Consider the following 24,643-nt stretch of genomic DNA (forward strand, 5'->3'; position numbering starts at 1 on the left):
GCGCCGTCTATTCGAACTTCGGAAGCAGTGCGTCCATCGGGCTGGAGGACGGCATCACGCGGTAGGTCTTCATGGTCTGGGTCATCGCCTTCTGGAAGGCAGAAGCGGTAGCAGCAGACGATGTAACTCTAGTCGGCTCGTCGAGAGTCACCACCACGACGTACTGCGGATCGTCGACCGGCGCGAAGCCCACCATGCTCGTGTAATACACGCCCGACTTGTAGCCGCCCTTGCCGTCCGGGATCTGCGCGGTACCCGTCTTGCTGGTCACCCGGTAGCCGGGAACCTGGATGCGGTCGGCATTGCCGCCCTGGACGGCCACGTTCTCGAGCATCCGCGTGAGGTCGGCCGCGGTCTGGGGCTTGATGATCTGCTCGGACTCGGGAGCACCCGGCGTGACCACCGTGCCGTCAGCGGCCGTGCAGGACTCGATCAGCGAGAGACCGATCTTCTCGCCGCCGTTGGCGATCGCCTGGTAGGCACCGGCGAGCTGCGGCGCCGTGACCGTGAAGTACTGACCGAACGTGGTGGTGTAGAGCGACTGGTTGTCCCACTCGCTCGTGGGGTGGATCTCCCCCGAGGTCTCGCTGGGGAAGCCGATCGTCGTCTCGCCGACGCCGAAGCGCTCGAGGTAGTCGTGACGGACGTCCGGGCTCACCATCGTGCCGAACTTCGACAGCGCGACGTTCGATGAATCGATGAGCGCGCCGGCGAGGGTGTACTGGAAGGTCGGGTGCACGAACGCGTCGTTGATCACGGCGCCATTGTCGAACTTCTCGTGCGAGGAGGCCGACACCGTGGGACTCGTCATCGTCACACCGCCGTTCTCCATCACCGCAGCGGCCGTCACGGCCTTGAACGTCGATCCCGGCTCGAACGGGTAGGTGAAGAGCTTGCTCACCCACGTCTCGGGCGCTGAGGCGTCGAGATCGTTCGGGTCCATGGTGGGCCATTCGGCCGCGGCGCGGATCTTTCCGGTGCCCACCTCGACGACGGTGACGGTGCCGCCCTTGGCGCCCTGGGCCTGCGCCTCTTCGGCGATCATCTGCTGCATGTACCACTGCAGGTCGCTGTTGATCGTGAGCTGCACGGTGCCGCCGTCGACCGCGTCCACCCTGCTCTCACTGCCGGGGATGACGACGGAGTTCTTGCCGGTGCGGTACGACTCCTCGCCGTCCGTGGGGGCGAGGCACTTCTCGTCCATCTTCTCGATGCCGGCCTGCGCAGTGCCGGTCCCGTCGAGGTATCCGAGCAGGTTTCCCGCCACGGCGCCGTTCGGGTAGACCCTGACCTCGCGCGGCTTCATCACGAGATACGAGCCGACCTTGAGGTCGCGCAGCTCGATGTACTTCTCGGTGCTGAGGCCCTTGACCAGCGGCAGGTACTGCGAATCGGGGTTCTCGGCGAGGGCAGCGGCGACATCGGCACGCAGCTCGTCCGCATCCAGCCCCATGATCTCGGCGATGCGCGTCGACGCCTCAGCCCAGGGCAGTGGCGGCGGGTTCTTCTCGTCCTCCTCCAGGAGGCGGATGACCTGGGGGCTGAGCTGCGCGTCGTAGACCATGACGCTCTCGGCCAGCACGGATCCGTCGCTGTCGACCACCGAGCCGCGTTCACCGGGAATCGCGGTGCGGTGCGCGATGAACTCGAGCGACTGTGCGACGTGCTCGTCGGCCTTCACCACCTGGATGTCGACGAGCCGCACGACGAAGGCGGCCAGGATCGCCAGGATCACCGCGAGAGCGACGACCGTGCGTCGCCGGGGTGTCCGGGTGGCTCGTGTCGTCATGGACTCTCTCCGTCAGGTCTCGATGGTGGGTGTGGTCGTCTAGCGAGTGCTGGGGCTCGGGAGTCCGTCGGTGATCGCCGGCGGAAGCTCCTGCGCAGACTGCCCGGCCGCTCCGTCGGGCGCGGGGTCGTCTGCCGTGGAGGCGTTCACCGGCACGTCGTTCAGCAGGGAGTTGCTCACCGCGCCGGCGCCGTTCGGATCGATGGTCGACGAGCCGGTCGCGCCGGTTCCCTGGCCGAAGACGGCTCCATCGCTCAGGCGGAGGTAGGACGGGGCCCCTGCCACGACCATGCCCAGGGATGCGGCACTGGCGGCGAGCGACTGGGGTGAGCTCATCCCGGTGAGATCCTCCTGCAGGGCGTTCGTCCGCAGATCCAGTTCGTGCTGCTGCGACGTGAGCCCTGCCAGCACGAAGGAGTCCTGGGTGATCGCCAGCGAGAGGCCGATCTGCACGCCTCCGATGGCCATGGCTCCTGCGAGCGCCACCAGCGCGTAGGCGAGCTTCGGCTTGCGGCGGACGGGGGTTCCCGTCACCGGCTCGAGACGCCGACGAGGTGCGCGTTCGGGTGCCTCGGGGAGCGCCCTCGGTCTCGGCGCTGCGACGTTCAGACTCATGAGCTCTCACGCACTTTCTCTGCGGCACGCAGTCGGACGGGGATGGCGCGGGGGTTGCGAGCCCGTTCGGCGTCGTCGGCGAGCTCCGCACCCTTGGTGATGATGCGGAACCGCGGCGCGTGCTCCGGCAGCTCGACGGGGAGTCCCCGCGGTGCGGTGGAGGCTGCACCGGCGGCGAAGGCCTGCTTCACGAGTCGGTCCTCGAGAGACTGGTATGACATCACCACGATGCGTCCGCCGACCGCGAGCGCATCCATGGCTGCGGGAATCGCATCCGCGAGTACGTTGAGCTCGGTGTTCACTTCGATCCGCAGCGCCTGGAAGACGCGCTTGGCCGGGTGCCCGGCCCGCTGAGCAGCTGCGGGCGTCGCCGCCTGAAGGATCTCGACGAGTTCGCCGGAGCGCGTGATCGGCTTCTTCTCGCGTGCGGCGATGATGAAGCGCGCATAGCGTCCCGCGAGCTTCTCCTCGCCATAGCGCTCGAAGATGCGACGCAGGTTGCCTTCGGTGTAGGTCGCGATCACCTCGGCGGCCGTCACGCCCTTCGTCTGATCCATCCGCATGTCCAGCGGCGCATCTTTCGAGTAGGCGAAGCCGCGTTCGGCTTCATCGAGCTGCAGCGACGAGACGCCCAGGTCGAAGAGGATGCCCGAGGCGCCCTGAGCGTGCAGTCCGATCTCGTCATAGACCGTGTGCACCAGCGTCACCCGGTCACGGAAACGAGCGAGACGCTCCCCCGCGATGCGCAGAGCGTCGGTGTCCCGATCGAGGCCGACGAGGCGGATGTTCGGGAACCGCTCGAGCAGCGCTTCGGAGTGACCGCCCATGCCGAGGGTGGCATCGACGAGCACCGCTCCGTCCGCCTGCAGCGCAGGGGCGAGAAGCTCGACGCAGCGTTCGAGGAGTACGGGGGTGTGGATGTCGCGGAGGTTCATGATCTTTCTCGGGTGATCTCTGTATCTCGGTGACCAGGGCCCTGATCCCCCTCCGCTTCACGACCCGGCACCGGGGAAGTGTGTCGGGGCAGGAGCGGCGGGGCATCACAGCCGTGGTCAGAAGAGGCCCGGAATCACCTCCTGCTCGAGATCTGCGTAGGTCTCCTCGCCTGCTGCGAGGTAGGTGTTCCAGCTCTCCGCATCCCAGATCTCGGCGTGGGCGCCGACTCCGGTGACGATGAGCTCCTTCTGCAGCCCCGCGTATTGACGGAGGTGCACGGGGATGGTGATGCGGTTCTGACTGTCGGGCATCTCCGCACTCGCACCGGAGAGGAACAGGCGCATGAAGTCACGCGCCTGCTTGTTCGCGAGCGGCGCCTGGCGGATCCGCTCGTGCATCGTCTCGAACTCGGCCGTGCTGAAGACGTAGAGGCAGCGTTCCTGCCCTCGGGTGACGACGATGCCGCCACCGAGGTCTTCGCGGAACTTCGCAGGAAGGATGACCCGTCCTTTGTCGTCCAACTTCGGAGAATGCGTTCCCAGCAACATCAGCCATCACCCCCTCTCCGTCCGGCCAACTCGAGGTGCGCCCCACTTTACTCCACTTTCCTCCACAAACCTACGGTCAATCCCTGTCCAGACCGCTCCTGTGAGTGCGCGTACGACAATGAGCCGCGGATTTCCGCGGCTCAAGGGCGGTGGAGGATGGTGGAGCGCGAGTGGAGGACGGAGCCCGGCATCACGACGCAGCCCCGGGCCGGCATACGGGTCCGAACGCACGAAGGCCCGGATGCTCAGAGCATCCGGGCCTTCGTGAAGGTGTGTGGGTCAGTTGCCGTCTTGGCGGCGGTCCCATCGATCGTTCATGCGATCCATGAAGGACGCTGAGCTCTGCTGCTTCGCCGCGCGTTCGCGGGGTGCAGCGGAGAGGGGCTTGCGGACGGGGGTCACAGCGATCATGACGCCGCCGAGCATGGCGGCGAATCCGATCACTCCGACCACGACTCCCCAGACGTCCCCGAGGACGACTCCGACGATCAGCCCGCCCACACCGGCGAGGAGCAGAAGGGCTCCGTACACGAGGTTGCGGTAGCTGAGAGCGCGGTCACCAGACGGCGCAGTGACGACATCGGCGTCGTTGTGGAGGAGATGGCGTTCCATCTCGTCGAGCAGACGCTGCTCCTGTTCGGAGAGTGGCATTTCGTCCCCCTCGGGTATTCGTCCGTCCATTCTACGCGCGGTATGCCGCTGCGGGCTAGCTTCAAGGGCCTCCGTTGGCTTTACGTATGCTGGGAGTCGTGCCGTCCCCCTCATTTGTCTCCGACGCCGTCGCCGCACGCCTGCGCCTCTTCCTCGACCGGATGCGAGGCGAGTCGGCCGAATACGGCCCGGATGCCGAAGGCTTGATCGACTCGGCAGCCGACACCCTGGTGGGTGGCAAGCGCCTGCGGGCCCGTTTCTGCCACGCGGGATGGCAGTCGGTCGCACGTTTCCGCGACCGCGACGCCGAGGAATCGACGGGCCTCTGGGACGTCTGTGCGGCTCTGGAGATCTTCCAGTCGGCCGCACTGGTGCACGACGACCTGATCGACAACTCCGACACGAGGCGGGGACGTCCGGCGGCCCACCGCGCACTCGAAGGCGCGCACGTCGCAGCCGGATGGCGAGGCGACCCCGCCGCCTTCGGCCGCTCGTCGGCGATCTTGCTCGGTGACCTGCTGGTGGCCTGGAGCGACGACCTCCTCGAGGAGGCGATCGAGCCGCTCCCCCACGCCTCGGCGGTCCGCCGCGAATACGGACGGATGCGCCGGGACGTCACCGTGGGCCAATTCCTCGACATCGCGGAGGAGTCCGCCTGGAGCGTCCACGCCACGGACTCGCACGTCGAGCGTGCGCTTCGCGTCGTCTCCCTCAAATCCGCGAGGTACAGCATCGAGCAGCCCCTCGTGCTCGGAGCAGCGATCGCGGATGCCGACGAGGACCAGCTTCTGGCGCTTCGCGAGTTCGGCCATCCGGTCGGGATGGCCTTCCAGCTGCGCGACGACCTGCTCGGCGTCTACGGCGACGCCGCCGTGACCGGCAAACCTGCCGGTGACGACCTGCGCGAGGGCAAGCGCACTGTGCTGGTCGCTCTGACGAGGCAGACTCTCGACGCGTCCGCTCGCGCCCTGTTCGATGAGATGCTCGGCGATCCCGACCTCACCAGCGAGCAGGTCGCATTCCTCCAGGCGACGATCACGGCCTCCGGCGCCCTGGACCGCGTGGAGCGGATGATCGACGACTATGCGCGGGAAGCCGATCGCGCTCTCTCCGGAGCGCGGCTCGACACCACCGCTGTCGGAGACCTGCGCGATCTCGCACGCGCTGCGACGGTGCGCTCGGCCTGAGCGCGAACCGCTCCAGAGAGCTCGGTTCAGGCGAGGGTGCGGGCGACCCTGCGGACAGCACTCTTGTGTCCGGCCAGAAGCGCGTCGATCGGCGAGCGACCCAGTTCCTCCTCGGGAGCGAGGAGCCAGTCGATGACCTCGTCGTCCGAGAAGCCCGCATCCTGCAGCACGATGATCGTGCCGCGCAGCGAGGGCAGCGGGTGGTTGTCGACGATGAACACCGACGGAACCGCGAACACGCCGGAGCGGCGCGAGCCGACGAGGTAGTGCTCGTCGATGAGCCTGCGCACACGTCCCAGGGCCTCGTCGAGGACCTCCACGAGGTCGGGCATCGTGAGCCACTCGGTGGCGGTGACGCCGGCGGCGCTCACGGCGTTCGCGGACGCAGCCTCGGGCTGCGAGGTTTCAGACGGGTTGCTTTCAGACGGCACAGACACGTTGCAACTATCTCACCTCTGAGCGCTGATCGCACTTTCCGCATCGGGGCTCGGGTTCACATCGGCACCATCCGCACCATCCGTCACTCCTGTTGACATCCGTTTACATCCGTGTCAGCGTGGGCGGACGCCGAACAAGGGGGATCCCCGTGAGAACGCCTGCCGTCGCGCGACGAACGCGCACTCTTCAGCTCGGGGTGCCCGCCGCCCTCTTGGGCACACTGTCTGCGGGGATCGCTGCCACCCCCGCATCCGCCGACGCGGTCTCGTCTCCGATCGAACGACTGCAGGCGACGCCGACGCGGATCGCGCCGACCGTGGCGCCTCCTGCCGTGTACACGGTGCGGCCGGGCGACACGATCTCGTCGATCGCGAACCGGTTCGGTCTGCGCACCGTCGAGGTCCTGGCTTGGAACGGACTCAGTTGGCGTTCGGTGATCTACCCGGGGCAGACGCTGTCGTTGGCAGGAGCGAGTGTCCCCTCGCCGGCCCCGGCCCCGGTTCAGGCGGCTCCGACGGCGACGCACACCGTCGTCGCCGGCGAGACCGTGTTCGGCATCGCGCAGAAGCACGGGACGAGCGTCGACGCTGTTCTCGCCGCGAACGGCCTCGACCGGTCGTCCGTGATCTACCCCGGCCAGCAGCTCGCGCTCAGCGGCGAGTCAGCTCCGTCGGCCGCACCACCGGCAACCCCCGCGCAGACAGCCGCCCCCGCTCCGACCGCGACCGGTGGCCAGGCGCACGCTGTCGCCGCAGGAGACACCTTGTTCGCCATCGCGAAGAAGTACGGCACGACGGTCGCGCAGCTCCTCGCGCTGAACGGCCTGGGTTCCGGAGCCATCATCTACCCCGGCCAGTCGCTGACCGTCGCGGCCACTCCGGCTCCGGCTCCGACGCCCGCCCCGGCGGCGGCCACGCCCCCTCCCCAGCTGTTCGCGAACCTCGACGCCGAACAGGCGGCGAACGCCTCGCTCATCATCCGCGTGGGACGCGAGCTCGGCGCGCCCGACCGCGCCATCGCGATCGCTCTCGCCACCGCCATGGTCGAATCCAGCATGCGCAATCTGTCGTGGGGTGACCGCGACTCCCTCGGCCTCTTCCAGCAGCGCCCCAGCATGGGCTGGGGTTCGCCCGAGCAGGCGGTCGACGCCGACCGGAGCACCCGTGTCTTCTTCGGCGGCTCGTCGGATCCGAACGGGCAGGCCTCGCGGGGACTCTTCGACATCTCAGGCTGGGAGAGCATGTCGTTCACGGATGCCGCGCAGGCCGTCCAGATCTCCGCGTACCCCGATCGTTACGGCCAGTGGGAGACCCAGGCCCACCAGTGGCTCGGTGTCCACGGGTGACGCGCTTCCGGGCAAACCCGCAGGTGCAAGGGGCGAGCCGCTCCCGGGGCTTTCAGGCAGTTCTCCATAGAATCTTGACGTGACGACCAATCAGCAGGCCGACCCCCTCATCGGGCGGCTTGTCGACGGTCGGTACCGCGTGCGCGCCCGAATCGCCCGTGGAGGCATGGCGACCGTGTATGTCGCCACCGATCTCCGCCTCGAGCGGCGCATCGCTCTGAAGGTCATGCACGCGCACCTGAGCGACGACTCCGCCTTCCAGAGCCGGTTCATCCAAGAGGCACGAGCTGCCGCGCGGCTGGCCGATCCCCACGTCGTCAATGTGTTCGACCAGGGCCAGGACGGCGAACTCGCATACCTGGTGATGGAGTACCTTCCCGGCATCACGCTGCGCGAACTGCTGCGCGAGCAGAAGCGGCTCACGATCCCGCAGACGATCACCATCATGGATGCCGTCCTCGCCGGCCTCTCCGCAGCGCACCGCGCCGGGATCGTGCACCGTGACGTGAAGCCCGAGAACGTGCTGCTGGCCGAAGACGGACGCATCAAGATCGGCGACTTCGGTCTCGCCCGTGCGACCACCGCGAACACGGCCACCGGACAGCAGCTGCTCGGAACCATCGCCTATCTCGCACCTGAGCTCGTCACTCGCGGCACTGCCGACGCCAGGAGCGACATCTACGCGCTGGGCATCATGCTGTACGAGATGCTCGTCGGCGAACAGCCGTACAAGGGCGAGCAGCCCATGCAGATCGCCTTCCAGCACGCCACCGAGTCCGTGCCGCGCCCGAGCGTGCGCAATCCCGGCGTGCCGGAGGAGCTCGACGAACTCGTGCTCTGGGCCACGGAGAAATCGCCGGATGAGCGTCCCGACGATGCGCAGCAGATGCTGGAGCGACTGCGCGAGATCGAGCGCGGGCTCGGGATCGCACCCGCCGTCGCCGCTGCGACGACGTCGCAGCGCTCGCAGGCCGACTCCGCGGACCTCACCAAGGTCATGCCGAGCACGATGGTCATCGCCGACCCGACCGCCCCGGTCACGGCTGCCGTCGACAACGCGACGCTCCTGCGTCGCCGCTCATCACGACGTCGCGCACGCGGAGCGTTCCTTCTGACGCTGGTGCTGCTTCTCGCGACCGTCGCCGGTGGTGTCGGCTGGTGGTTCGGATCCGGTCCTGGTTCTCTCGTCGCCGTCCCGGGGGTGGCCGGTCTGTCGTACGATGACGCCGCATCGGCGTTGACCGCAGAGGGCTTCGTGCCGGTGCGCGGCGAGGAGAGCTCCATCGACATCGCCGCCGGTGAGACGATCCGTACGGACCCCGGCGAGGGCGAACGCCTCGACAAGGGTACCGAGATCACCGTCTTCGTGTCCTCGGGTCCGGCGTCGCACACGGTGGAGACCCTCAACGGCAAGACCGAGCAGGAAGCTCGCGACTACCTCGCGGACATCAGGATCAACGTCACAGAGACCTCCCTGGAGCTCTTCTCCGACGCCGAGGCCGGGCGCGTGATCAACGCCTTCGTGACGCCTCGCGACGGCGGCGAGGTCTATGCGTGCGCCGAGGGCTGCGAGCTGCGCGAGGACGACACGGTCGAGCTGTACGTCTCCGCCGGCGCGTTCCCCGATGTCGCGGGAATGAGCGTCGATCAGGCGACGAACACGCTGCGCGACAAGGGCGTCGAGGTCAACCCGGACTCGCAGTTCGTCTTCAGCGACTCGGTCGCGAAGGATGTCGTCATCGGCGTCACCGACCGCGCCGAAGAGGGCAATCGGCGCCCCGGCGATACCGTTCAGCTGATCGTCTCGAAGGGACCCGAACTGTTCCCCGTGCCCGAGGTCGAGGGGATGAGCCGCGACGAGGCCGCCCAGGTGATCCGGAATGCCGGTTTCGAACCGACCTGGAACGGCATCTGGAACGCGTTCCCCAACGACTTCACCGAGGTCAGCGGGTCCGATCCGGGTGCCGGCGCGCAGCGCCCGAAGGGCACCGAGATCACCCTCCAGATCCGCAGCAGCGCGTTCTAGGAGGCGGGCGGTCCCCGCGCTTATCGCCCGCGGCCGCACGCCGGCCGCCCGTCGCCGCCGCCACACAGAAAGGGTCCTCTCCGACTACGGAGAGGACCCTTCTGTCTGATGGATCGTGGTCAGCGCTTCTCGAGCTCTTCGGCCACGAGGAAGGCGAGCTCGAGCGACTGCATGTGGTTGAGACGCGGGTCGCACAGGCTCTCGTAGCGGGTCGCGAGGGCGGCCTCGTCGATGTGCTCGGATCCGCCCAGGCACTCGGTGACGTCGTCACCGGTGAGCTCGACGTGGATGCCGCCGGGGAACGTGCCCACGGCCCGGTGTGCCTCGAAGAAGCCGCGGACCTCGTCGACGACGTCATCGAAGCGACGCGTCTTGTACCCCGTGGGCGTCGTGATGCCGTTGCCGTGCATGGGGTCGGTGACCCACAGCGGCTGCGCGCCCGAGTCGCGGACGGCCTCGAGCAGCGGCGGCAGCGCGTCGCGGATCTTGCCCGCGCCCATGCGCGTGATGAACGTCAGACGGCCCGGCTCGCGGTCGGGGTCGAGCTTGTCGATCAGCGCGAGCGCCGTATCGGGCGACGTGGTCGGACCGAGCTTCACGCCGATGGGGTTGCGGATCTTCGAGAAGTAGTCGACGTGCGCACCGTCGAGTTCACGCGTGCGCTCCCCGATCCACAGGAAGTGCGCCGAGGTGTTGAACGGCGTGTCCGTGCGGGAGTCGATGCGGGTCATCGGGCGCTCGTAGTCCATCAGCAGGCCCTCGTGCCCGGTGAAGAACTCGACGCGGGTGAGCTCGTCGAAGTCGGCGCCGGCCGCCTCCATGAACTTGATGGCCCGGTCGATCTCGGCCGCCATGCGCTCGTAGCGCTGGTTCGCCGGGTTCTGCGCGAAGCCCTTGTTCCACGAGTGCACCTCGCGCAGATCGGCGAAGCCACCCTGCGTGAACGCGCGGATGAGGTTCAGCGTCGACGCGGCCGTGTGGTATCCCTGCAGCAGGCGGCCGGGATCGGCGCGGCGGGACGCCTCGGTGAAGTCGTAGCCGTTCACGATGTCGCCGCGGTAGGCGGGAAGCGTGACATCGCCACGGGTCTCGGTGTCGCTCGACCGCGGCTTCGCGAACTGGCCGGCCATGCGACCCATCTTCACCACGGGCATCGATGCGCCGTACGTCAGCACCACGGCCATCTGCAGGACCGTCTTGATCCTGTTGCGGATCTGGTCGGCGGTGGCACCCGCGAAGGTCTCTGCGCAGTCGCCGCCCTGCAGCAGGAACGCCTTGCCGGACGCTGCTCGCGCAAGACGATCGCGGAGGTTGTCGACCTCGCCGGCGAACACCAGGGGCGGGAGCGTCGAGATCTGCGTGGAGACCTCGGAGACACGCTCTGCGTCGAGCCACTGAGGCTGCTGTTTGATCGGGAGCGAGCGCCACGCATCAAGCGCGTCGATGTGGTGCTGGAGCATGTGTCCAGCCTAGTGCTCGTGACGAAGCCGGGATGCCTCAGGAGCGCTGTGTGACGCGGGCCGGGAGCCGGTCCTTCACGGTCGATGCGTACACGTCGTCGTACTGCTGTTCACCCAGTCGCTGGAGGGCGACCATGATCTCGTCCGTGACCGAGCGGAGGATGTAGCGATCGTTCTCCATGCCCGCGTAGCGGGAGAAGTCCAGGGGCTCTCCGATGACGATCCCGACCCGCACCACGCGCGGCAGGCGCTGCCCGATGGGCATCGCGGTGTCGGTGTCGACCATGATCACCGGGATCACCGGGACCTTCGCCTCCATCGCCATCCGGGCGATGCCCGTGCGGCCACGGTAGAGCCGGCCGTCGGGGCTCCGCGTGCCCTCCGGATAGATGCCGAGCAGGTCGCCGCGTCCGAGGACCTGCAGGCCGGTGTTGAGAGAGGCTTCGGACGCCTTGCCGCCGGAGCGGTCGATCGGGATCTGCCCCGTCGCCTTCATGAAGAACTTGGTTGCCCAGCCCTTGATCCCGCGCCCGGTGAAGTAGTCGCTCTTGGCGAGGAACGACATCGGTCGGTCGATCATCAGCGGCAGGAAGATGGAATCGGCGAAGGAGAGGTGGTTGCTGGCGAGGATCGCCGCGCCGTTCGCCGGGATGTTCGCGCGCCCGACCACCCATGGTCGGAATATCGCTTTGACCACGGGACCGATCGCCACGTACTTCATCAGCCAGTAGAACATCGAGGTGAAGTCTAGCGTCGTGCTCGGCATCCGCCACAGCCGCGGTCTCGCGAGACCCGATCGGCGACTGAGTGTCACCTGATATGCGACCGAGTGTCATGCTCTAGACTCGTGTGCAACCCAGTGCCCGACCGGTACCGAAGGAGCTGCCGTGGTCCAGTTTGAAGTCCCCGCCGTCGTCCCCGCCGACCCAGACGCGAACATCGCCGACCTGCTGGCGAAGCGCGTCCAGGCGACTCCCGATCGCCCCCTCTTCGCAGTGCCCGATGGCGACGGATGGCGCGACATCACCGCAGCCGACTTCGAGACTGCGGTCATCGCGCTGGCCAAGGGCTTCGTCGCCGCGGGCATCCAGCCGGGTGAGAAGGTGGGCTTCCTCGCACGCACGACCTACGAGTGGACTCTCGTCGACTTCGCGCTGTTCTACGCCGGCGCCGTGATGGTCCCGATCTACGAGACCAGCTCTCCGTCGCAGATCCAGTGGATCCTCGAGGATTCCGGTGCCATCGCCCTCGTGGTCGAGTCGCCGGAGCACTTCGCTCGGCTCGATGAGGTGCGCGGCGACCTCCCGCTGCTCCGCGAGGTGTGGCAGCTGCACCTCGGAGCGATCGATTCGCTGACCGCCCAGGGCGCATCCGTCACCGATGCCGAGATCGAGCGTCTCCGCAACATCGCCGTCGGTTCTGACATCGCCACCCTCATCTACACCTCGGGGTCGACCGGCCGCCCCAAAGGCTGCGTCCTCACACACAGCAACTTCGTCGAGCTGTGCCGCAATTCCGCGACGGCACTCGACGCAGTGGTTCAGACACCGGGTTCCTCCACGCTGCTCTTCATCACGACAGCGCACGTGTTCGCGCGCTTCATCTCGATCCTCAACATCCACGCCGGCGTGCGCACCGGACACCAGCCCGACACTCGACAGCTGCTGCCGGCGCTCGGGTCGTTCAAGCCGACCTACCTTCTCGCCGTGCCGCGCGTCTTCGAGAAGGTCTACAACTCCGCCGAGCAGAAGGCCGAGGCCGGTGGGAAGGGGAAGATCTTCCGCGCCGCCGCCGACGTCGCCATCCAGCACTCGAAGCTCGTCGAGGAGGGCAAGAGCATCCCGATCGGGACGAAGCTCAAGTTCGCACTCTTCAACAAGCTCGTCTACAGCAAGCTGCGTGAAGCCATGGGCGGCAGAGTCGTCTACGCGGTGTCGGGCTCCGCTCCCCTCGGTTCGCGTCTGGGCCACTTCTTCCACAGCCTCGGCGTCGTGATCCTCGAGGGATACGGTCTCACCGAGACGACTGCTCCGGCGACCGTGAACCTGGCCGACAAGTCGAAGATCGGCACCGTCGGCCCCGCGCTCCCCGGTGTGGGTGTGCGACTCGCGGACGACGGTGAGATCCAGGTCCGCGGCATCAACGTCTTCAAGGAGTACTGGAACAACCCCGAGGCGACCGCAGAGGCGTTCAGCGACGGCGGCTGGTTCCACACGGGCGACATCGGCAGCTTCGACTCCGAGGGCTTCCTGACCATCACCGGTCGCAAGAAGGAGATCATCGTCACGGCCGGCGGAAAGAACGTCGCGCCGGCCGCGCTGGAAGACCCGATCCGCGCGAATCCGATCATCGGACAGGTCGTCGTCGTCGGCGACCAGCGTCCGTTCATCTCCGCGCTCATCACGCTGGATCCCGAGATGCTGCCGACTTGGCTCGGCAACGCCGGCCTCCCGAAGGAGATGTCGCTCGCCGAGGCCGCCACGAACGATGCCGTCCGTGCCGAGATCCAGAAGGCGGTCGATGCCGCCAACGCGCGCGTGTCGCGCGCGGAGTCCATCCGCAAGTTCACCGTTCTCGACAGCGAATGGACCGAGGCCTCCGGTCACCTCACTCCGAAGCTGTCGATCAAGCGCAACGTGATCATGAGCGACTTCGCCGACGAGATCGCTGCCATCTACGACGAACCCGTCTCGACGACCAACGTCGCGATCGGCGGCTGAGGCTCGCGAGACAGCAGAAAGGCCCCGCTCCGGCGGGGCCTTTCTCAGTGTCCGGGGATCAGAACCAGGCGCTCTCTCTGACCTCGCGCATCGCACGCTTGCGGGTCTCGGCATCCAGCCTCGTGAGGTAGAGCTTCCCATCGAGGTGATCGGTCTCGTGCTGAAGCGCCTGCGCCAGCAGACCGCTTCCTTCGAGCACCACCGGCTCGCCGTCGAGGTCGATGCCCTCGACGCGGGCCCACGGGTGTCGCAGGGCGTCGTGCCACAGGCCGGGAACCGACAGGCAGCCCTCCCCCGTGGGCACCGGCTCACCCCGGACCTCGGTCAGGACGGGATTGAGCACGTAACCGATGTCACCGTCGATGTTGTAGCTGAAGGCGCGGAGCGCGACGCCGATCTGCGGAGCCGCGACACCGGCACGGCCAGGCAGCTCGACGGTGTCGATCAGATCGGCGACGAGCGCGCGCACCCCCTCGTCAATACGGTCGATCGGTGCGCAGACGGTGCGAAGCACGGGGTCACCGAAGACCCGGATCTCACGGACCGCCATCAGGCGCCCTTCGCCCGCAGACCTTCGACGAGCAGCGCAGCCAGCTCCCGTGCCGCCACCCGTGTCTCAGGCTGGAGATTGGCGAAGACGATGGTCCCGCCCCCGGCGATCTGCGAGTCGTACGGCATCCGCACCACATGCTTCGCCCTCGTGCCGAAATGCGCTTCGAGCTCGTTGAGGCGCACCAACGGGGCGCCGGGCGTCGACTGGTTCAGCACCACGACCGCCTCGCGGGCCTGCTCGGCGTACCCGTTGCTCTCGAGCCATGTCAGGGTCTCCGACGCCAGCCGCGCCTCATCGACGCTCAGCCCCGACACGATCACGATCTGATCGGCCAGATCGAGCGTGGCCGACATGACCGAGTGCACGATGCCTGTTCCGGTGTCCGTGAGTACGAGCGAATAGTAGTGCGCGGCGACGCCTGCCACGTCGCGATAGTCGCTGTCGCTGAACGCCTCGGCGATCCGAGGATCCGAGTCGGACGCGAGCACGTCGAGGCGGGTGGCGTCTCGCGCGACGATCGCAGAGATGTCGTGATACCCCCTGACCTCGTCATGGATGCGAACGAGGTCGCGCACCGACTTGTTGTGGTGCGGCCGCACCACGCGCTCGGCGAGGGTGCCGCGGTCGGGGTTGGCGTCGACCGCGATCACGCGATCGTCCCTGGCGTCGGCGAGGGCCATGCCCAGCAGAGCGGTGATCGTCGTCTTGCCGACTCCGCCCTTCCGCGACAGCACGGGGACGAACCGGGCTCCCCCGACGATCGGAGCGGCGATCCGCGCGCTCAGAGCCTTCCGCTCGCGGGCGCGGCGTCCGTCACCGATGTTGATCCGGCGCCCCGAGATGGCGTAGAGGAAGTGGCTCCACGCCCCTTCGGGTTCGGGCTTGGTGAGACGGTGCGGGTCAAGCAGTCGGTCGGCGGTGAGGAGGTCGGCGCTCTCGCGAGAGGAGTCGCCGAGGTCGTCCAGACGCTTCGACGAGAGCTGCACGTCGGCCCGGGTTGATCGAGTCGCGGGTGCTACGGCGGTCCTGGGCTTCTGTGCGTCCATTGCCGAAGTCTCCTTCTTGGCGAGAGATGATGCCGCCGACGCTCTCCTCGAGGTCGGCGCGGCGTCGAAGTCCGCCTTCGCCTTCGCGATGAACGCCGCGGCGGCAGCGGCCTCCTCCGCGGCGACGGCGTCAGCAGGCGCTGCAGCGGGCTTGGCGGACGGAACGGCGCCGGCATCCGTGGCTGATGCAGTCACCGGAGTGCTTTCACGCGTGCGCCGGGGCTCGGGCTGAGCGTCCTGTTCGGTCTCCGACTGCGATTCGGTCGCGGGAGCGACCGCGGGCTCGGGCTCGATTTCAAGCTCGATCTCAGACTCAGACTCGACCTCAGGCTCAGGCTCAGGCTCAGGCTCAGGCTCAGGCTCGACCTCAGACTCGACCTCAGACTCGACCTCAGGCTCGACCTCAGGCCCAACTTCGAGCTCAGGCTCAGGCTCAAGCTCGACTGCGGACTCAGGCTCGACCTCAGACTCAGGCTCTACCGCAGGCTCAGGCTCCGCCTGGGGCTCTGCTTCCGCCTCGACTTCGGGTCGCTGGATCTCTTCCTTCGCGGGCTCCGGCGGCAGCTCGATGATCATCGGCGCCGCACCGAGCGGTGCCGGTGCGATCTCCGCCGCAGCCTTCGCCGCGGCGACGGGCTCGTCGACGATCAGATCCGCGACGACCTCGCCCTCGATGACGCCGTCGTCTTCCAGGTCGTCGTCATCGTCCGTCGGCAACACCACGCTCACCTGCGCGGTGCCGAGGATCCCGATCGCCGAGGTGTCCAACGACGTCGCGTCGTCGAGGACCCCTCTGGACTCATCGTCCGGGTTGTCTGCCACGTTCTTCGGGGTCACTGTGTCACTCCAAGCTTGTGCGGGCCTCGGGTGCGTTGCGTCGAACGCGGCCTCGCCCGCACAAGATTAGTGCGCCGGGCGGATCACGACCAAAAGATCGCCGGCCTCGACCTGTTGCGTCGCACCGATCGCGAGGCGCTCGACCACACCGTCGACGGGGGCCGTGATGGCGGCCTCCATCTTCATCGCCTCGATGGATGCGACCGGTTCACCGGCGCGCACCGAGTCACCGACTTCCGATTTGAGCGTCACGACGCCCGAGAACGGTGCGGCCACCTGACCGGGCACCGAGGTGTCGGCCTTCTCGATCTCGTGCACGTCCACTGCCACCGATCTGTCGCGCACGAACACCGGTCGCAGCTGACCGTTGAGCGTCGTCATGACGGTGCGCATGCCCTTGTCGTCCGCATCGCCGATGGCTTCGAGCCCCACGTACAGCTGGACGCCGCGATCGATCTCGACGACGTGCTCCTGCCCCTGGACGAGACCGTAGAGGTAGTCGGCCGTGTCGAGCACCGAGAGATCGCCGAACACGTCGCGTCGCTCGGTGAACTCGCGCATCGGCGCGGGGAACAGCAGCGTGTTCAGTCTCGCCCGACGGGTCGCACCGTCACCTGCGAGGGCCGCCTCATCGTCGGCCGAGATCTCCGTCATGCCTGTGCGCACCGACCGTCCCGCCAGAACCTTGGTGCGGAAGGGCTCGGGCCATCCGCCCGGGAGGTCGCCGAGTTCACCCGCCATGAACCCGACGACGGAGTCGGGCACGTCGTACTTCTCGGGATTCGCCTCGAAATCGGCGGGGTCCGCCTTCACCGCTGCCAGGTGCAGCGCGAGATCGCCGACCACCTTCGACGAGGGGGTCACCTTGGGAACCCGGCCGAGGATCCGATCGGCGGCGGCGTACATGTCCTCGATCAGCTCGAAGTCCTCTGCGAGGCCGAGCGCCTTCGCCTGCTGACGCAGGTTCGACAGCTGGCCGCCCGGGATCTCGTGGTGGTAGACCCGGCCTGTGGGGCCCGGAAGTCCGGATTCGAACGGCGCGTACATCCGGCGGACCGCCTCCCAGTACGGCTCGAGGTTCGAGACGCTGTCGAGAGAGATGCCGCTGTCCCGATCCGTGTGCGCGAGCGCGGCGACGAGAGAAGAGAGCGAGGGCTGGCTGGTCGTGCCGGACAGCGGAGCGGATGCCGCGTCGACCGCATCCACACCCGCCGCGCTGGCGGCGAGCAGGGTGGCGAGCTGTCCGCCGGGGGTGTCGTGCGTGTGCAGATGCACGGGCAGATCGAAGCGCTCGCGCAGCGCGGTGACGAGTTTCGCCGCCGCCGCAGGACGCAGAAGGCCCGCCATGTCCTTGATCGCCAGGATGTGCGCGCCGGCCCCGACGATCTGCTCGGCGAGATTCAGGTAGTAGTCGAGGGTGTACAGGTCCTCGGCCGGGTTCAGCAGGTCGCCGGTGTAGCAGAGCGCCACCTCGGCTATGGCCGTACCCGTGTTCCGCACCGCGTCGATCGCTGGGCGCATCTGCTCGATGTCGTTGAGGGCGTCGAAGATCCGGAAGATGTCGACCCCGCTCGCCGCCGCCTCCTTCACGAACGCTTCGGTGACCGCCGTCGGGTAGGGCGTGTAGCCCACGGTGTTGCGTCCCCGGAGAAGCATCTGGATCGCGACGTTCGGAAGGGCGGCCCGCAGCTTGTCGAGACGCTCCCAGGGGTCTTCGCCCAGGAAGCGCAGAGCGACGTCGTAGGTGGCACCTCCCCAGGCCTCGACCGAGAACAGCTCCGGCGTCAGCCTGGCGATGTGCGGTGCGACCGCGACGAGATCCCTCGTGCGCACCCGGGTGGCCAGGAGCGACTGGTGCGCATCACGGAAGGTCGTGTCCGTGATGGCGAGGGCACTCTGCGCGCGGAGGCTCTTCGCGAAGCCCTCCGGTCCCAACTCGAGCAGGCGCTGCCGTGAACCGGATGCCGGGGTGGCGGACAGGTCTACGGCCGGAAGCTTGGCCCGCGGATCCAACGAGCCGGGGTGGATGCCGTGGGGCTTGTTGACCGTCACGTCCACCAGCCAGTTCAGGATCCGGGTACCGCGATCCTTCGACTCGCGTCCGCGCAGCAGGTCGGGACGCTCGTCGATGAAGGACGTGCTCACGTCGCCGGCGATGAACGCGTCATCCTCGAGCAGCGCCTGCAGGAACGGGATGTTCGTCGAGACGCCGCGGATGCGGAACTCCGCCAGCGCGCGCCGCGCGCGCGCCACCGCAGCAGGGTAGTCGCGACCACGGCAGGTCAGCTTCGCGAGCATCGAGTCGAAGTGCGGGCTGATCTGCGCGCCTTGATGGACGGTGCCGCCGTCGAGCCGGATCCCTGCGCCACCCGGTGAGCGGTATGTGGTGATCTTGCCGGTGTCCGGACGGAACCCCTGAGTGGGATCCTCCGTCGTGATGCGGCACTGCAGCGCAGCTCCCCGCACATGGAGATCCTTCTGCTCGAGGCCGAGCTCCGCGAGCGTCTGTCCGGCCGCGATGCGCATCTGGCTCTGCACGAGATCGACGTCGGTCACCTCCTCGGTGACCGTGTGCTCGACCTGGATGCGCGGATTCATCTCGATGAAGACGACCTCGCCGGTGCGCTCCCCCGCCGTCTCGAGCAGGAACTCGACCGTTCCCGCGTTCTCGTATCCGATGGAACGGGCGAACGCGACGGCGTAGCCGTGCAGCGCGGTGCGGATGCCGTCGTCGAGGTTCGGCGCCGGGGCGATCTCCACCACCTTCTGGTGACGGCGCTGCACGGAGCAGTCCCGCTCGAAGAGGTGCACGGTCTCGCCCGTCTTGTCGGCGAGGATCTGCACTTCGATGTGCCGGGGACGAAGGACAGCCTGCTCGAGGAACATCCTCGGATCGCCGAACGCGCTGGCGGCCTCGCGCATGGCCTCTGCGAGTGCCGGAGCGAGCTCACCTGCGGACTCGACGCGTCGCATGCCGCGTCCGCCACCGCCGGCGACGGCCTTCGCGAACAGCGGGAAGCCGATCTCGGCGGCCTGGGCGACGAGTGCATCGATGTCATCGGACGCCTCCGTCGAACGGAGCACCGGAACGCCGGCCTCGATGGCATGACGCTTGGCCTCGACCTTGTTGCCCGCCATCTCGAGGACCTTCGCAGGGGGCCCGATGAAGACGATGCCGTTGGCGGCGGCCTTCTCGGCCAGCTCCGGGTTCTCCGAGAGGAAGCCGTATCCGGGGTAGATCGCATCTGCCCCGGCATCCTTCGCGACGCGGATGATCTCATCGACGTCGAGGTAGGCGCGCACCGGATGACCGCGTTCGCCGATCTCGTAGGCCTCGTCGGCCTTGAGCCGATGGACCGAACCACGGTCCTCGTGCGGGAACACCGCCACAGTCCTGGCCCCGACTTCGAAAGCCGCACGGAAGGCACGGATCGCGATCTCGCCGCGGTTCGCCACAAGGATCTTCTGGAACATGCACACCTCTGGAAGCTCGATACGCATCGGGATACGGCGCGCATGGGGCGGGGCTGAGTGTGCACCCAGCCTAGGGGAAGGTAACGTGGTGTTCGTGCACGTACTCAGCGTCAGCTCTCTCAAGGGAGGCGTCGGCAAGACGACCGTGACACTCGGCCTGGCCTCAGCAGCCTTCGCCCGTGGTGTCCGAACGCTCGTCGTCGACCTCGACCCACAGTCCGATGTGTCCACCGGGATGGACATCCAGGTGGCAGGTCGGCTCAACATCGCCGATGTCCTGGCGAACCCGAAGGAGAAGGTCGTCCGTCAGGCGATCACCTCGAGCGGCTGGGCGAAGGTGCACCCCGGGACCATCGACGTGCTGATCGGCAGTCCGTCCGCGATCAACTTCGACGGCCCGCACCCGAGCGTGCGCGACGTCTGGAAGCTCGAAGAGGCGCTCGCTGCCGTCGAGGCCGATTACGACCTCGTCCTCATCGACTGCGCCCCGTCGCTGAACGCCCTCACCCGCACCGCGTGGGCAGCAAGCGATCGGGTGATGGTCGTCACAGAGCCCGGGCTCTTCTCCGTGGCTGCGGCCGACCGCGCGCTGCGCGCGATCGAAGAGATCCGTCGCGGCCTCTCCCCCCGACTGCAGCCTCTCGGCATCGTCGTGAACCGGGTTCGCCCCCAGTCGATCGAGCACCAGTTCCGCATCAAGGAGCTGCGCGACATGTTCGGTCCGCTCGTGCTCTCCCCCCAGCTTCCCGAGCGCACCTCGCTGCAGCAGGCTCAGGGAGCAGCCAAGCCGCTCCACATCTGGCCGGGCGACTCGGCCCAGGAGCTCGCTTCCGACTTCGATCAGCTGCTCGACCGGATCATTCGCACCGGCCGGATCCAGGTCGCCGACTCGGGCGTGCAGGCCTGACTCACCCCGGACAGCAGAACGGCCATCCTCTCGCGAGGGTGGCCGTTTCTTCGTGTCGCGCGACTCTGCTCGCGGGACTTCGGTGGCGAATGCTCAGGCGGAACGCTTCGAGCGCCGTGCCGACAGCTCGTCGACCGGGTCGGGCACTGTCGCATCGAACTCGACGAGCGTCGACTCGACCTCGCGGAGGACCTTGCCCACAGCGATGCCGAACACTCCCTGACCGCGACTGACCAGGTCGATGACCTCGTCGTTCGAGGTGCACAGGTAGACGGAGGCTCCGTCGCTCATCAGCGTCGTTCCTGCGAGATCGCGGATGCCGGCGCGGCGGAGTTCATCGACCGCCGTGCGGATCTGCTGCAGCGAGATGCCGGTGTCGAGAAGGCTCTTCACGAGCTTGAGCACGAGGATGTCGCGGAAGCCGTAGAGACGCTGCGACCCGGAACCGCTGGCGCCGCGCACCGTGGGCTCCACCAGCTCGGTGCGAGCCCAGTAGTCCAGCTGCCGGTAGGTGATGCCGGCCGCCCGCGCCGCTACCGCACCGCGGTAGCCGACCTCGTCGTCCATCGCCGGCAGACCGTCGGTGAAGAGGAGTTCCGGCACGAACCGCGGGTCGCCTGCACGCTCATCCGCATTCATTTGAAATCCTCCCTGGAGCTGTTACCTCCACGCTAGAGCAGGCCTCCGGCACCGGCAATGACATCCGTGGGACACCGAAGGTGTGTCGCAATCAGTTCGTTACGAAAGCAACCTGGTGAGCGCGTCCTTGACGAAGAGCGAGCGCACCTCGTCGATCTTCGAGGCGAGGCTCGGTGCCATCTCACTCGCCTTCGCCCTCGACGCGGCGTCCGTACGACGCAGCAGAGAGGACATCGCAGACTCGATCAGCGCGACCTCTCGCTCGGCACCCTGCCTCAGCGAGCGCAGGTGGCGGGGCTCGATACCGTGGCGATCGAGGGCGACCAGGCCGCGAAGCAGCGTGACGGTCGACTCGGGGTAGCTCTCCTGCGCGACGATCACGCCGGTGCTGATCGCGTCGTTGAGAAGCTGGGGGCCCGCGCCTGCTGCCGACAGCAGCTCTCCTCGGCGGTAGCGCCGGGGAGTGGGCGTGATCGAGGGCGGCGGAGCCAGGGTCGCGGATTCACCGTTCGCCTCTGCCTCGTCGAGCTGCTCGCGGATGATGCTGAGCGGCAGGTAGTGGTCGCGCTGCAGCGTGAGACCGAGACGCAGCCGCTCGATGTCGGCCTGCGAGAACTTGCGGTAGCCGGACTCCGTGCGCGACGGGCTGACGATCCCCTGCACCTCGAGGAAGCGGAGCTTGCTGGAGGTGAGCTCGGGAAACTCGGGCGTGAGCCGGGCCAGCACCTGCCCGATGCTCAGAAGGCCCGCGGACGCTGAGCGTTCGCGGGCGGGGGAAGCCGCCATCAGTCGATCGCCGCGACGCGATCGACGGGAGAGGCGAAGAAGTTCAACCGGAACTTGCCGACGCGAAGCTCGGTGCCGTCGACCAGCGGACTGCGGTCGACGCGCTCACCGTTCACATACGTGCCGTTGAGCGAACGCTGGTCGATGATCTCGAACGTCGATCCGTTGCGAGTCACTTCCGCATGGCGGCGCGAGACGGTCACGTCGTCGAAGAAGATGTCGGCTTCGGGGTGGCGGCCCACGGTCGTCACATCGGTGTCGAGAAGGTAGCGGGCCCCCGCGAGAGCTCCGGAGCGCACGAGAAGCAGTGCGGAACCGGAGGGAAGGGCCGCGATGGCGCCCTGCTCCACGTCGGTGAGCTCCACGCCGAAAGGCACGAAGGAGAGGTCCGAGTCATGCCCGAACGTCTGCGTCACGTCGTGCCTCTGCTCGCCGGGACGGTGGATCGCGGCGTCTCCGCCCGATCGATTCTGGCTGTCTGTCACTATGCCCTCCTAGTCCTCCAGACTAACTGATCGGACGGCGCTCGCGGGAGCTCGCGTCACTATCAGGCACCGCATACCGACACTTCATAGGCTGATCACGTGAAAACCACAGCCCGTCGCCTCCCCGCAGCTCCGATCGCCCTTGCGGCCGCCCTCCTGACCGCATTCCTCGTGCTGTTCGCACCTCTCTCCGCCTCGGCCCACGACAGCCTGCTCGCCTCCTCCCCCGAGGCCGACAGCACGGTCGACACGCTTCCCACCGAATTGACGCTCACCTTCAGCGCGAAGCTCATCGACGAGACCGGCGCGACCGAGGTCGTCGTGACGGATCCGTCCGGCAACTCGGTCACCGACGGAACCGCCACGGTCGAGGGGGCGATCGTCACTCAGCCGCTCGCCGCCGAGGCCCCAGCCGGCGGCTATCACGTGATCTGGAAGGTCGTGTCGAGCGACGGCCATCCGACCTCGGGAGAGTTCGACTTCACGGTCACGAACAGCACGGAGGCCGCGCCCACCTCGGAGCCCGGCTCCGAGCCCTCTGCCAGTGCCACCGCAGCACCCGAGCCGGCCGCGACCGCGGGCCCCGGTACGGACGCCACCCCGGCCCCCGAGAGCGACGACTCAGCGGCGCCGACGACGATGATCTGGGTGCTCTCGATCGTCGGCGTCCTCGTGATCGTCGGCATCGTCGTCTGGCTCGTCGTCCGCGGTCGTCGCGACCCGGCATCCGCCGATTCCGACCTCTCCTCGGGGCGATAGGCTTAAGGCATGCCACATTACGATGTCGTCATCCTCGGTGCAGGTCCTGGCGGATACGTCGCTGCGGTTCGCAGCGCGCAGCTCGGTCTGTCCACCGCCATCATCGAAGAGAAGTACTGGGGCGGTGTCTGCCTCAACGTGGGCTGCATCCCCTCCAAGGCTCTTCTGAAGAACGCGGAGCTCGCGCACACGCTCAACCACAAGGCCGACTTCTTCGGCATCTCGGGTGAGTTCACGATCGACTACGGCAAGGCGTTCGACCGCAGCCGCGTCGTCGCCGACGGTCGCGTCAAGGGCATCCACTTCCTGATGAAGAAGAACAAGGTGACCGAGTACGACGGTCGCGGCACCTTCACGGGCCCGAAGGCGATCTCGGTCGCGAAGTCCGACGGCTCGACCGAAGAGGTCACCTTCGACAACGCGATCATCGCGACAGGCTCGAAGGTCCGACTTCTTCCGGGCGTCCAGCTCAGCGACAACGTCGTGACGTACGAAGAGCAGATCCTCTCGCGCGAGCTGCCGAAGTCCATCGTCATCGTGGGCGCCGGCGCCATCGGCATGGAGTTCGCGTACGTGATGACGAACTACGGCGTCAAGGTCACCATCATCGAGTTCCTCGACCGTGCCCTCCCGAACGAGGATGCCGACGTGTCGAAGGAGATCGCCAAGCAGTACAAGAACTACGGCGTCGACATCCTGACCTCCACCAAGGTCGAGTCCGTCGTGGACAACGGCTCGTCCGTCACCGTCTCCTACACCGGCAAGGACGGTCAGCAGAGTTCGATCGAGGCCGACAAGGTGCTCATGTCGGTCGGCTTCGCCCCCAACATCGAGGGCTTCGGTCTCGAGGCCACCGGCGTGAAGCTCACCGAGCGCGGCGCGATCGACATCGACGACCACATGCGCACGAACGTCGAGGGCATCTACGCGATCGGCGATGTCACCGCCAAGCTGCAGCTCGCCCATGTGGCCGAGGCGCAGGGCGTCGTGGCCGCAGAGACCATCGGCGGCGCGGAGACCCAGACGCTGGGCGACTACCGCATGATGCCGCGCGCGACGTTCTGCTCGCCGCAGGTCGCCTCGTTCGGTCTCACCGAGCAGCAGGCGAAGGACGAGGGACGCGAGATCAAGGTCGCGACGTTCCCGTTCATGGCCAACGGCAAGGCGCACGGACTCGGCGAACCCGTCGGATTCGTCAAGCTGATCGCCGACGCCGAGCACCTCGAGCTCATCGGCGCCCACATGATCGGCCCCGACGTGTCGGAACTCCTGCCCGAGCTGACGCTGGCCCAGAAGTGGGACCTCACGGCCCTCGAGCTGGCTCGCAACGTGCACACGCACCCGACGCTCTCGGAGGCGCTGCAGGAGGGCTTCCACGGCCTCGCAGGTCACATGATCAACTTCTGATCACCGCGATCGACTCGAAGGCCCGGCACGCTCAC

21 protein-coding genes are annotated in these 24,643 nt (G+C 67.5%); 7 read left to right on the top strand and 14 right to left on the bottom strand.

Features of this window, described 5'->3' with window-relative positions; translation table 11 throughout:
• Positions 1-7: 7 nt before the first annotated feature.
• From BEP68_RS09665 to BEP68_RS09685, 5 genes are all read right to left on the bottom strand, one after another.
• Positions 8-1,789, bottom strand: a complete 1,782-nt coding sequence (locus BEP68_RS09665; RefSeq protein WP_056278962.1) for a peptidoglycan D,D-transpeptidase FtsI family protein — start codon at positions 1,787-1,789, stop codon at positions 8-10.
• Between the two features lie 39 nt (positions 1,790-1,828).
• On the bottom strand, positions 1,829-2,404 hold the full coding sequence (locus BEP68_RS09670; protein ID WP_072591461.1) for a hypothetical protein: 576 nt from the start codon (positions 2,402-2,404) through the stop codon (positions 1,829-1,831).
• Positions 2,401-3,339 carry a 16S rRNA (cytosine(1402)-N(4))-methyltransferase RsmH gene (rsmH, locus tag BEP68_RS09675; protein WP_053096775.1) on the bottom strand — a complete coding sequence of 313 codons (939 nt, stop codon included), beginning with the start codon at positions 3,337-3,339 and terminating at the stop codon, positions 2,401-2,403. The genes BEP68_RS09670 and rsmH overlap by 4 nt, the downstream gene beginning before the upstream one ends.
• Before the next feature lie 117 nt (positions 3,340-3,456).
• On the bottom strand, positions 3,457-3,888 hold the full coding sequence (gene mraZ, locus BEP68_RS09680) for a division/cell wall cluster transcriptional repressor MraZ (protein WP_053096776.1): 432 nt from the start codon (positions 3,886-3,888) through the stop codon (positions 3,457-3,459).
• Between the two features lie 279 nt (positions 3,889-4,167).
• Positions 4,168-4,539, bottom strand: coding sequence for a DUF3040 domain-containing protein (locus BEP68_RS09685; protein WP_053096778.1), 372 nt, complete (start codon positions 4,537-4,539; stop codon positions 4,168-4,170).
• 86 nt (positions 4,540-4,625) lie between these two features.
• Between BEP68_RS09685 and BEP68_RS09690 the strand changes: the two genes are divergently transcribed.
• Positions 4,626-5,726: a polyprenyl synthetase family protein gene (locus BEP68_RS09690; RefSeq protein WP_187249827.1), complete on the top strand. Its 1,101-nt coding sequence runs from the start codon at positions 4,626-4,628 to the stop codon at positions 5,724-5,726.
• Positions 5,727-5,752: 26 nt separating this feature from the next.
• Here the strand turns inward: BEP68_RS09690 and BEP68_RS09695 are convergent, their stop codons facing one another.
• The gene (locus tag BEP68_RS09695) at positions 5,753-6,097 is read right to left on the bottom strand and encodes an Rv2175c family DNA-binding protein (RefSeq protein WP_332257703.1); all 345 of its coding nucleotides are present in this window, start codon (positions 6,095-6,097) and stop codon (positions 5,753-5,755) included.
• 215 nt (positions 6,098-6,312) lie between these two features.
• On the opposite strand from BEP68_RS09695, the gene BEP68_RS09700 reads away from it, so the two are divergent.
• The gene (locus BEP68_RS09700) at positions 6,313-7,509 is read left to right on the top strand and encodes a LysM peptidoglycan-binding domain-containing protein (protein WP_187249828.1); all 1,197 of its coding nucleotides are present in this window, start codon (positions 6,313-6,315) and stop codon (positions 7,507-7,509) included.
• Between the two features lie 79 nt (positions 7,510-7,588).
• Positions 7,589-9,535, top strand: a complete 1,947-nt coding sequence (pknB, locus tag BEP68_RS09705; protein ID WP_187249829.1) for a Stk1 family PASTA domain-containing Ser/Thr kinase — start codon at positions 7,589-7,591, stop codon at positions 9,533-9,535.
• Positions 9,536-9,654: 119 nt separating this feature from the next.
• Here the strand turns inward: pknB and BEP68_RS09710 are convergent, their stop codons facing one another.
• Entirely contained in the window at positions 9,655-10,995 is a 1,341-nt protein-coding gene (locus tag BEP68_RS09710; protein WP_053096786.1) for a class II 3-deoxy-7-phosphoheptulonate synthase, read from the bottom strand.
• Positions 10,996-11,032: 37 nt separating this feature from the next.
• The gene (locus BEP68_RS09715) at positions 11,033-11,731 is read right to left on the bottom strand and encodes a lysophospholipid acyltransferase family protein (protein WP_053099163.1); all 699 of its coding nucleotides are present in this window, start codon (positions 11,729-11,731) and stop codon (positions 11,033-11,035) included.
• Positions 11,732-11,882: 151 nt separating this feature from the next.
• Between BEP68_RS09715 and BEP68_RS09720 the strand changes: the two genes are divergently transcribed.
• Entirely contained in the window at positions 11,883-13,715 is a 1,833-nt protein-coding gene (locus BEP68_RS09720; protein ID WP_056278967.1) for an AMP-dependent synthetase/ligase, read from the top strand.
• A gap of 58 nt (positions 13,716-13,773) precedes the next feature.
• On the opposite strand, the gene def is transcribed toward BEP68_RS09720, so the two are convergent.
• The 3 genes from def to BEP68_RS09735 all read right to left on the bottom strand — a co-directional run bounded on the left by def (position 13,774) and on the right by BEP68_RS09735 (position 19,625).
• Positions 13,774-14,265 (bottom strand): peptide deformylase, encoded by a 492-nt coding sequence (gene def, locus BEP68_RS09725; protein WP_072591465.1) that lies wholly within the window; start codon positions 14,263-14,265, stop codon positions 13,774-13,776.
• Positions 14,265-16,151, bottom strand: coding sequence for a MinD/ParA family protein (locus tag BEP68_RS18375; RefSeq protein ID WP_315985296.1), 1,887 nt, complete (start codon positions 16,149-16,151; stop codon positions 14,265-14,267). Before BEP68_RS18375 ends, def begins: the two co-directional genes overlap by 1 nt.
• Positions 16,152-16,217: 66 nt before the next feature.
• Positions 16,218-19,625, bottom strand: a complete 3,408-nt coding sequence (locus BEP68_RS09735) for a pyruvate carboxylase (protein WP_072591466.1) — start codon at positions 19,623-19,625, stop codon at positions 16,218-16,220.
• Positions 19,626-19,719: 94 nt separating this feature from the next.
• Here BEP68_RS09735 and BEP68_RS09740 point away from each other — a divergent pair, with 94 nt between their 5' ends.
• The gene (locus BEP68_RS09740) at positions 19,720-20,532 is read left to right on the top strand and encodes a ParA family protein (RefSeq protein WP_053099164.1); all 813 of its coding nucleotides are present in this window, start codon (positions 19,720-19,722) and stop codon (positions 20,530-20,532) included.
• Between the two features lie 93 nt (positions 20,533-20,625).
• On the opposite strand, the gene BEP68_RS09745 is transcribed toward BEP68_RS09740, so the two are convergent.
• The 3 genes from BEP68_RS09745 to BEP68_RS09755 form a co-directional block, all read right to left on the bottom strand.
• A complete protein-coding gene (locus tag BEP68_RS09745; RefSeq protein ID WP_053096796.1) occupies positions 20,626-21,171 on the bottom strand; it encodes a MerR family transcriptional regulator in 546 nt (181 codons plus the stop codon).
• A gap of 99 nt (positions 21,172-21,270) precedes the next feature.
• A complete protein-coding gene (locus BEP68_RS09750; RefSeq protein ID WP_187249830.1) occupies positions 21,271-21,957 on the bottom strand; it encodes a MerR family transcriptional regulator in 687 nt (228 codons plus the stop codon).
• A complete protein-coding gene (locus tag BEP68_RS09755; RefSeq protein ID WP_150115087.1) occupies positions 21,957-22,442 on the bottom strand; it encodes an FHA domain-containing protein in 486 nt (161 codons plus the stop codon). Before BEP68_RS09755 ends, BEP68_RS09750 begins: the two co-directional genes overlap by 1 nt.
• A gap of 99 nt (positions 22,443-22,541) precedes the next feature.
• On the opposite strand from BEP68_RS09755, the gene BEP68_RS09760 reads away from it, so the two are divergent.
• Both BEP68_RS09760 and lpdA read left to right on the top strand, forming a co-directional pair.
• Positions 22,542-23,201 carry a copper resistance protein CopC gene (locus tag BEP68_RS09760; protein ID WP_187249831.1) on the top strand — a complete coding sequence of 220 codons (660 nt, stop codon included), beginning with the start codon at positions 22,542-22,544 and terminating at the stop codon, positions 23,199-23,201.
• A 9-nt stretch (positions 23,202-23,210) separates the two neighbouring features.
• The gene (lpdA, locus tag BEP68_RS09765) at positions 23,211-24,608 is read left to right on the top strand and encodes a dihydrolipoyl dehydrogenase (RefSeq protein ID WP_053096802.1); all 1,398 of its coding nucleotides are present in this window, start codon (positions 23,211-23,213) and stop codon (positions 24,606-24,608) included.
• Positions 24,609-24,643 lie beyond the last annotated feature (35 nt).

The sequence above is a fragment of the Microbacterium sp. 4-7 genome (assembly GCF_014332665.1).
Taxonomy (GTDB): domain Bacteria; phylum Actinomycetota; class Actinomycetes; order Actinomycetales; family Microbacteriaceae; genus Microbacterium.

What these genes read in the sequence shown, in the direction of transcription:
- BEP68_RS09665 (WP_056278962.1), bottom strand. Translation starts at nt 1,789, where the DNA reads ATGACGACACGAGCCACCCGGACACCCCGGCGACGCACGGTCGTCGCT.
- BEP68_RS09670 (WP_072591461.1), bottom strand. Translation starts at nt 2,404, where the DNA reads ATGAGTCTGAACGTCGCAGCGCCGAGACCGAGGGCGCTCCCCGAGGCA.
- rsmH (WP_053096775.1), bottom strand. Translation starts at nt 3,339, where the DNA reads ATGAACCTCCGCGACATCCACACCCCCGTACTCCTCGAACGCTGCGTC.
- mraZ (WP_053096776.1), bottom strand. Translation starts at nt 3,888, where the DNA reads ATGTTGCTGGGAACGCATTCTCCGAAGTTGGACGACAAAGGACGGGTC.
- BEP68_RS09685 (WP_053096778.1), bottom strand. Translation starts at nt 4,539, where the DNA reads ATGCCACTCTCCGAACAGGAGCAGCGTCTGCTCGACGAGATGGAACGC.
- BEP68_RS09690 (WP_187249827.1), top strand. Translation starts at nt 4,626, where the DNA reads ATGCTGGGAGTCGTGCCGTCCCCCTCATTTGTCTCCGACGCCGTCGCC.
- BEP68_RS09710 (WP_053096786.1), bottom strand. Translation starts at nt 10,995, where the DNA reads ATGCTCCAGCACCACATCGACGCGCTTGATGCGTGGCGCTCGCTCCCG.
- BEP68_RS09715 (WP_053099163.1), bottom strand. Translation starts at nt 11,731, where the DNA reads ATGTTCTACTGGCTGATGAAGTACGTGGCGATCGGTCCCGTGGTCAAA.
- def (WP_072591465.1), bottom strand. Translation starts at nt 14,265, where the DNA reads ATGGCGGTCCGTGAGATCCGGGTCTTCGGTGACCCCGTGCTTCGCACC.
- BEP68_RS09735 (WP_072591466.1), bottom strand. Translation starts at nt 19,625, where the DNA reads ATGTTCCAGAAGATCCTTGTGGCGAACCGCGGCGAGATCGCGATCCGT.
- BEP68_RS09745 (WP_053096796.1), bottom strand. Translation starts at nt 21,171, where the DNA reads ATGAATGCGGATGAGCGTGCAGGCGACCCGCGGTTCGTGCCGGAACTC.
- BEP68_RS09750 (WP_187249830.1), bottom strand. Translation starts at nt 21,957, where the DNA reads ATGGCGGCTTCCCCCGCCCGCGAACGCTCAGCGTCCGCGGGCCTTCTG.
- lpdA (WP_053096802.1), top strand. Translation starts at nt 23,211, where the DNA reads ATGCCACATTACGATGTCGTCATCCTCGGTGCAGGTCCTGGCGGATAC.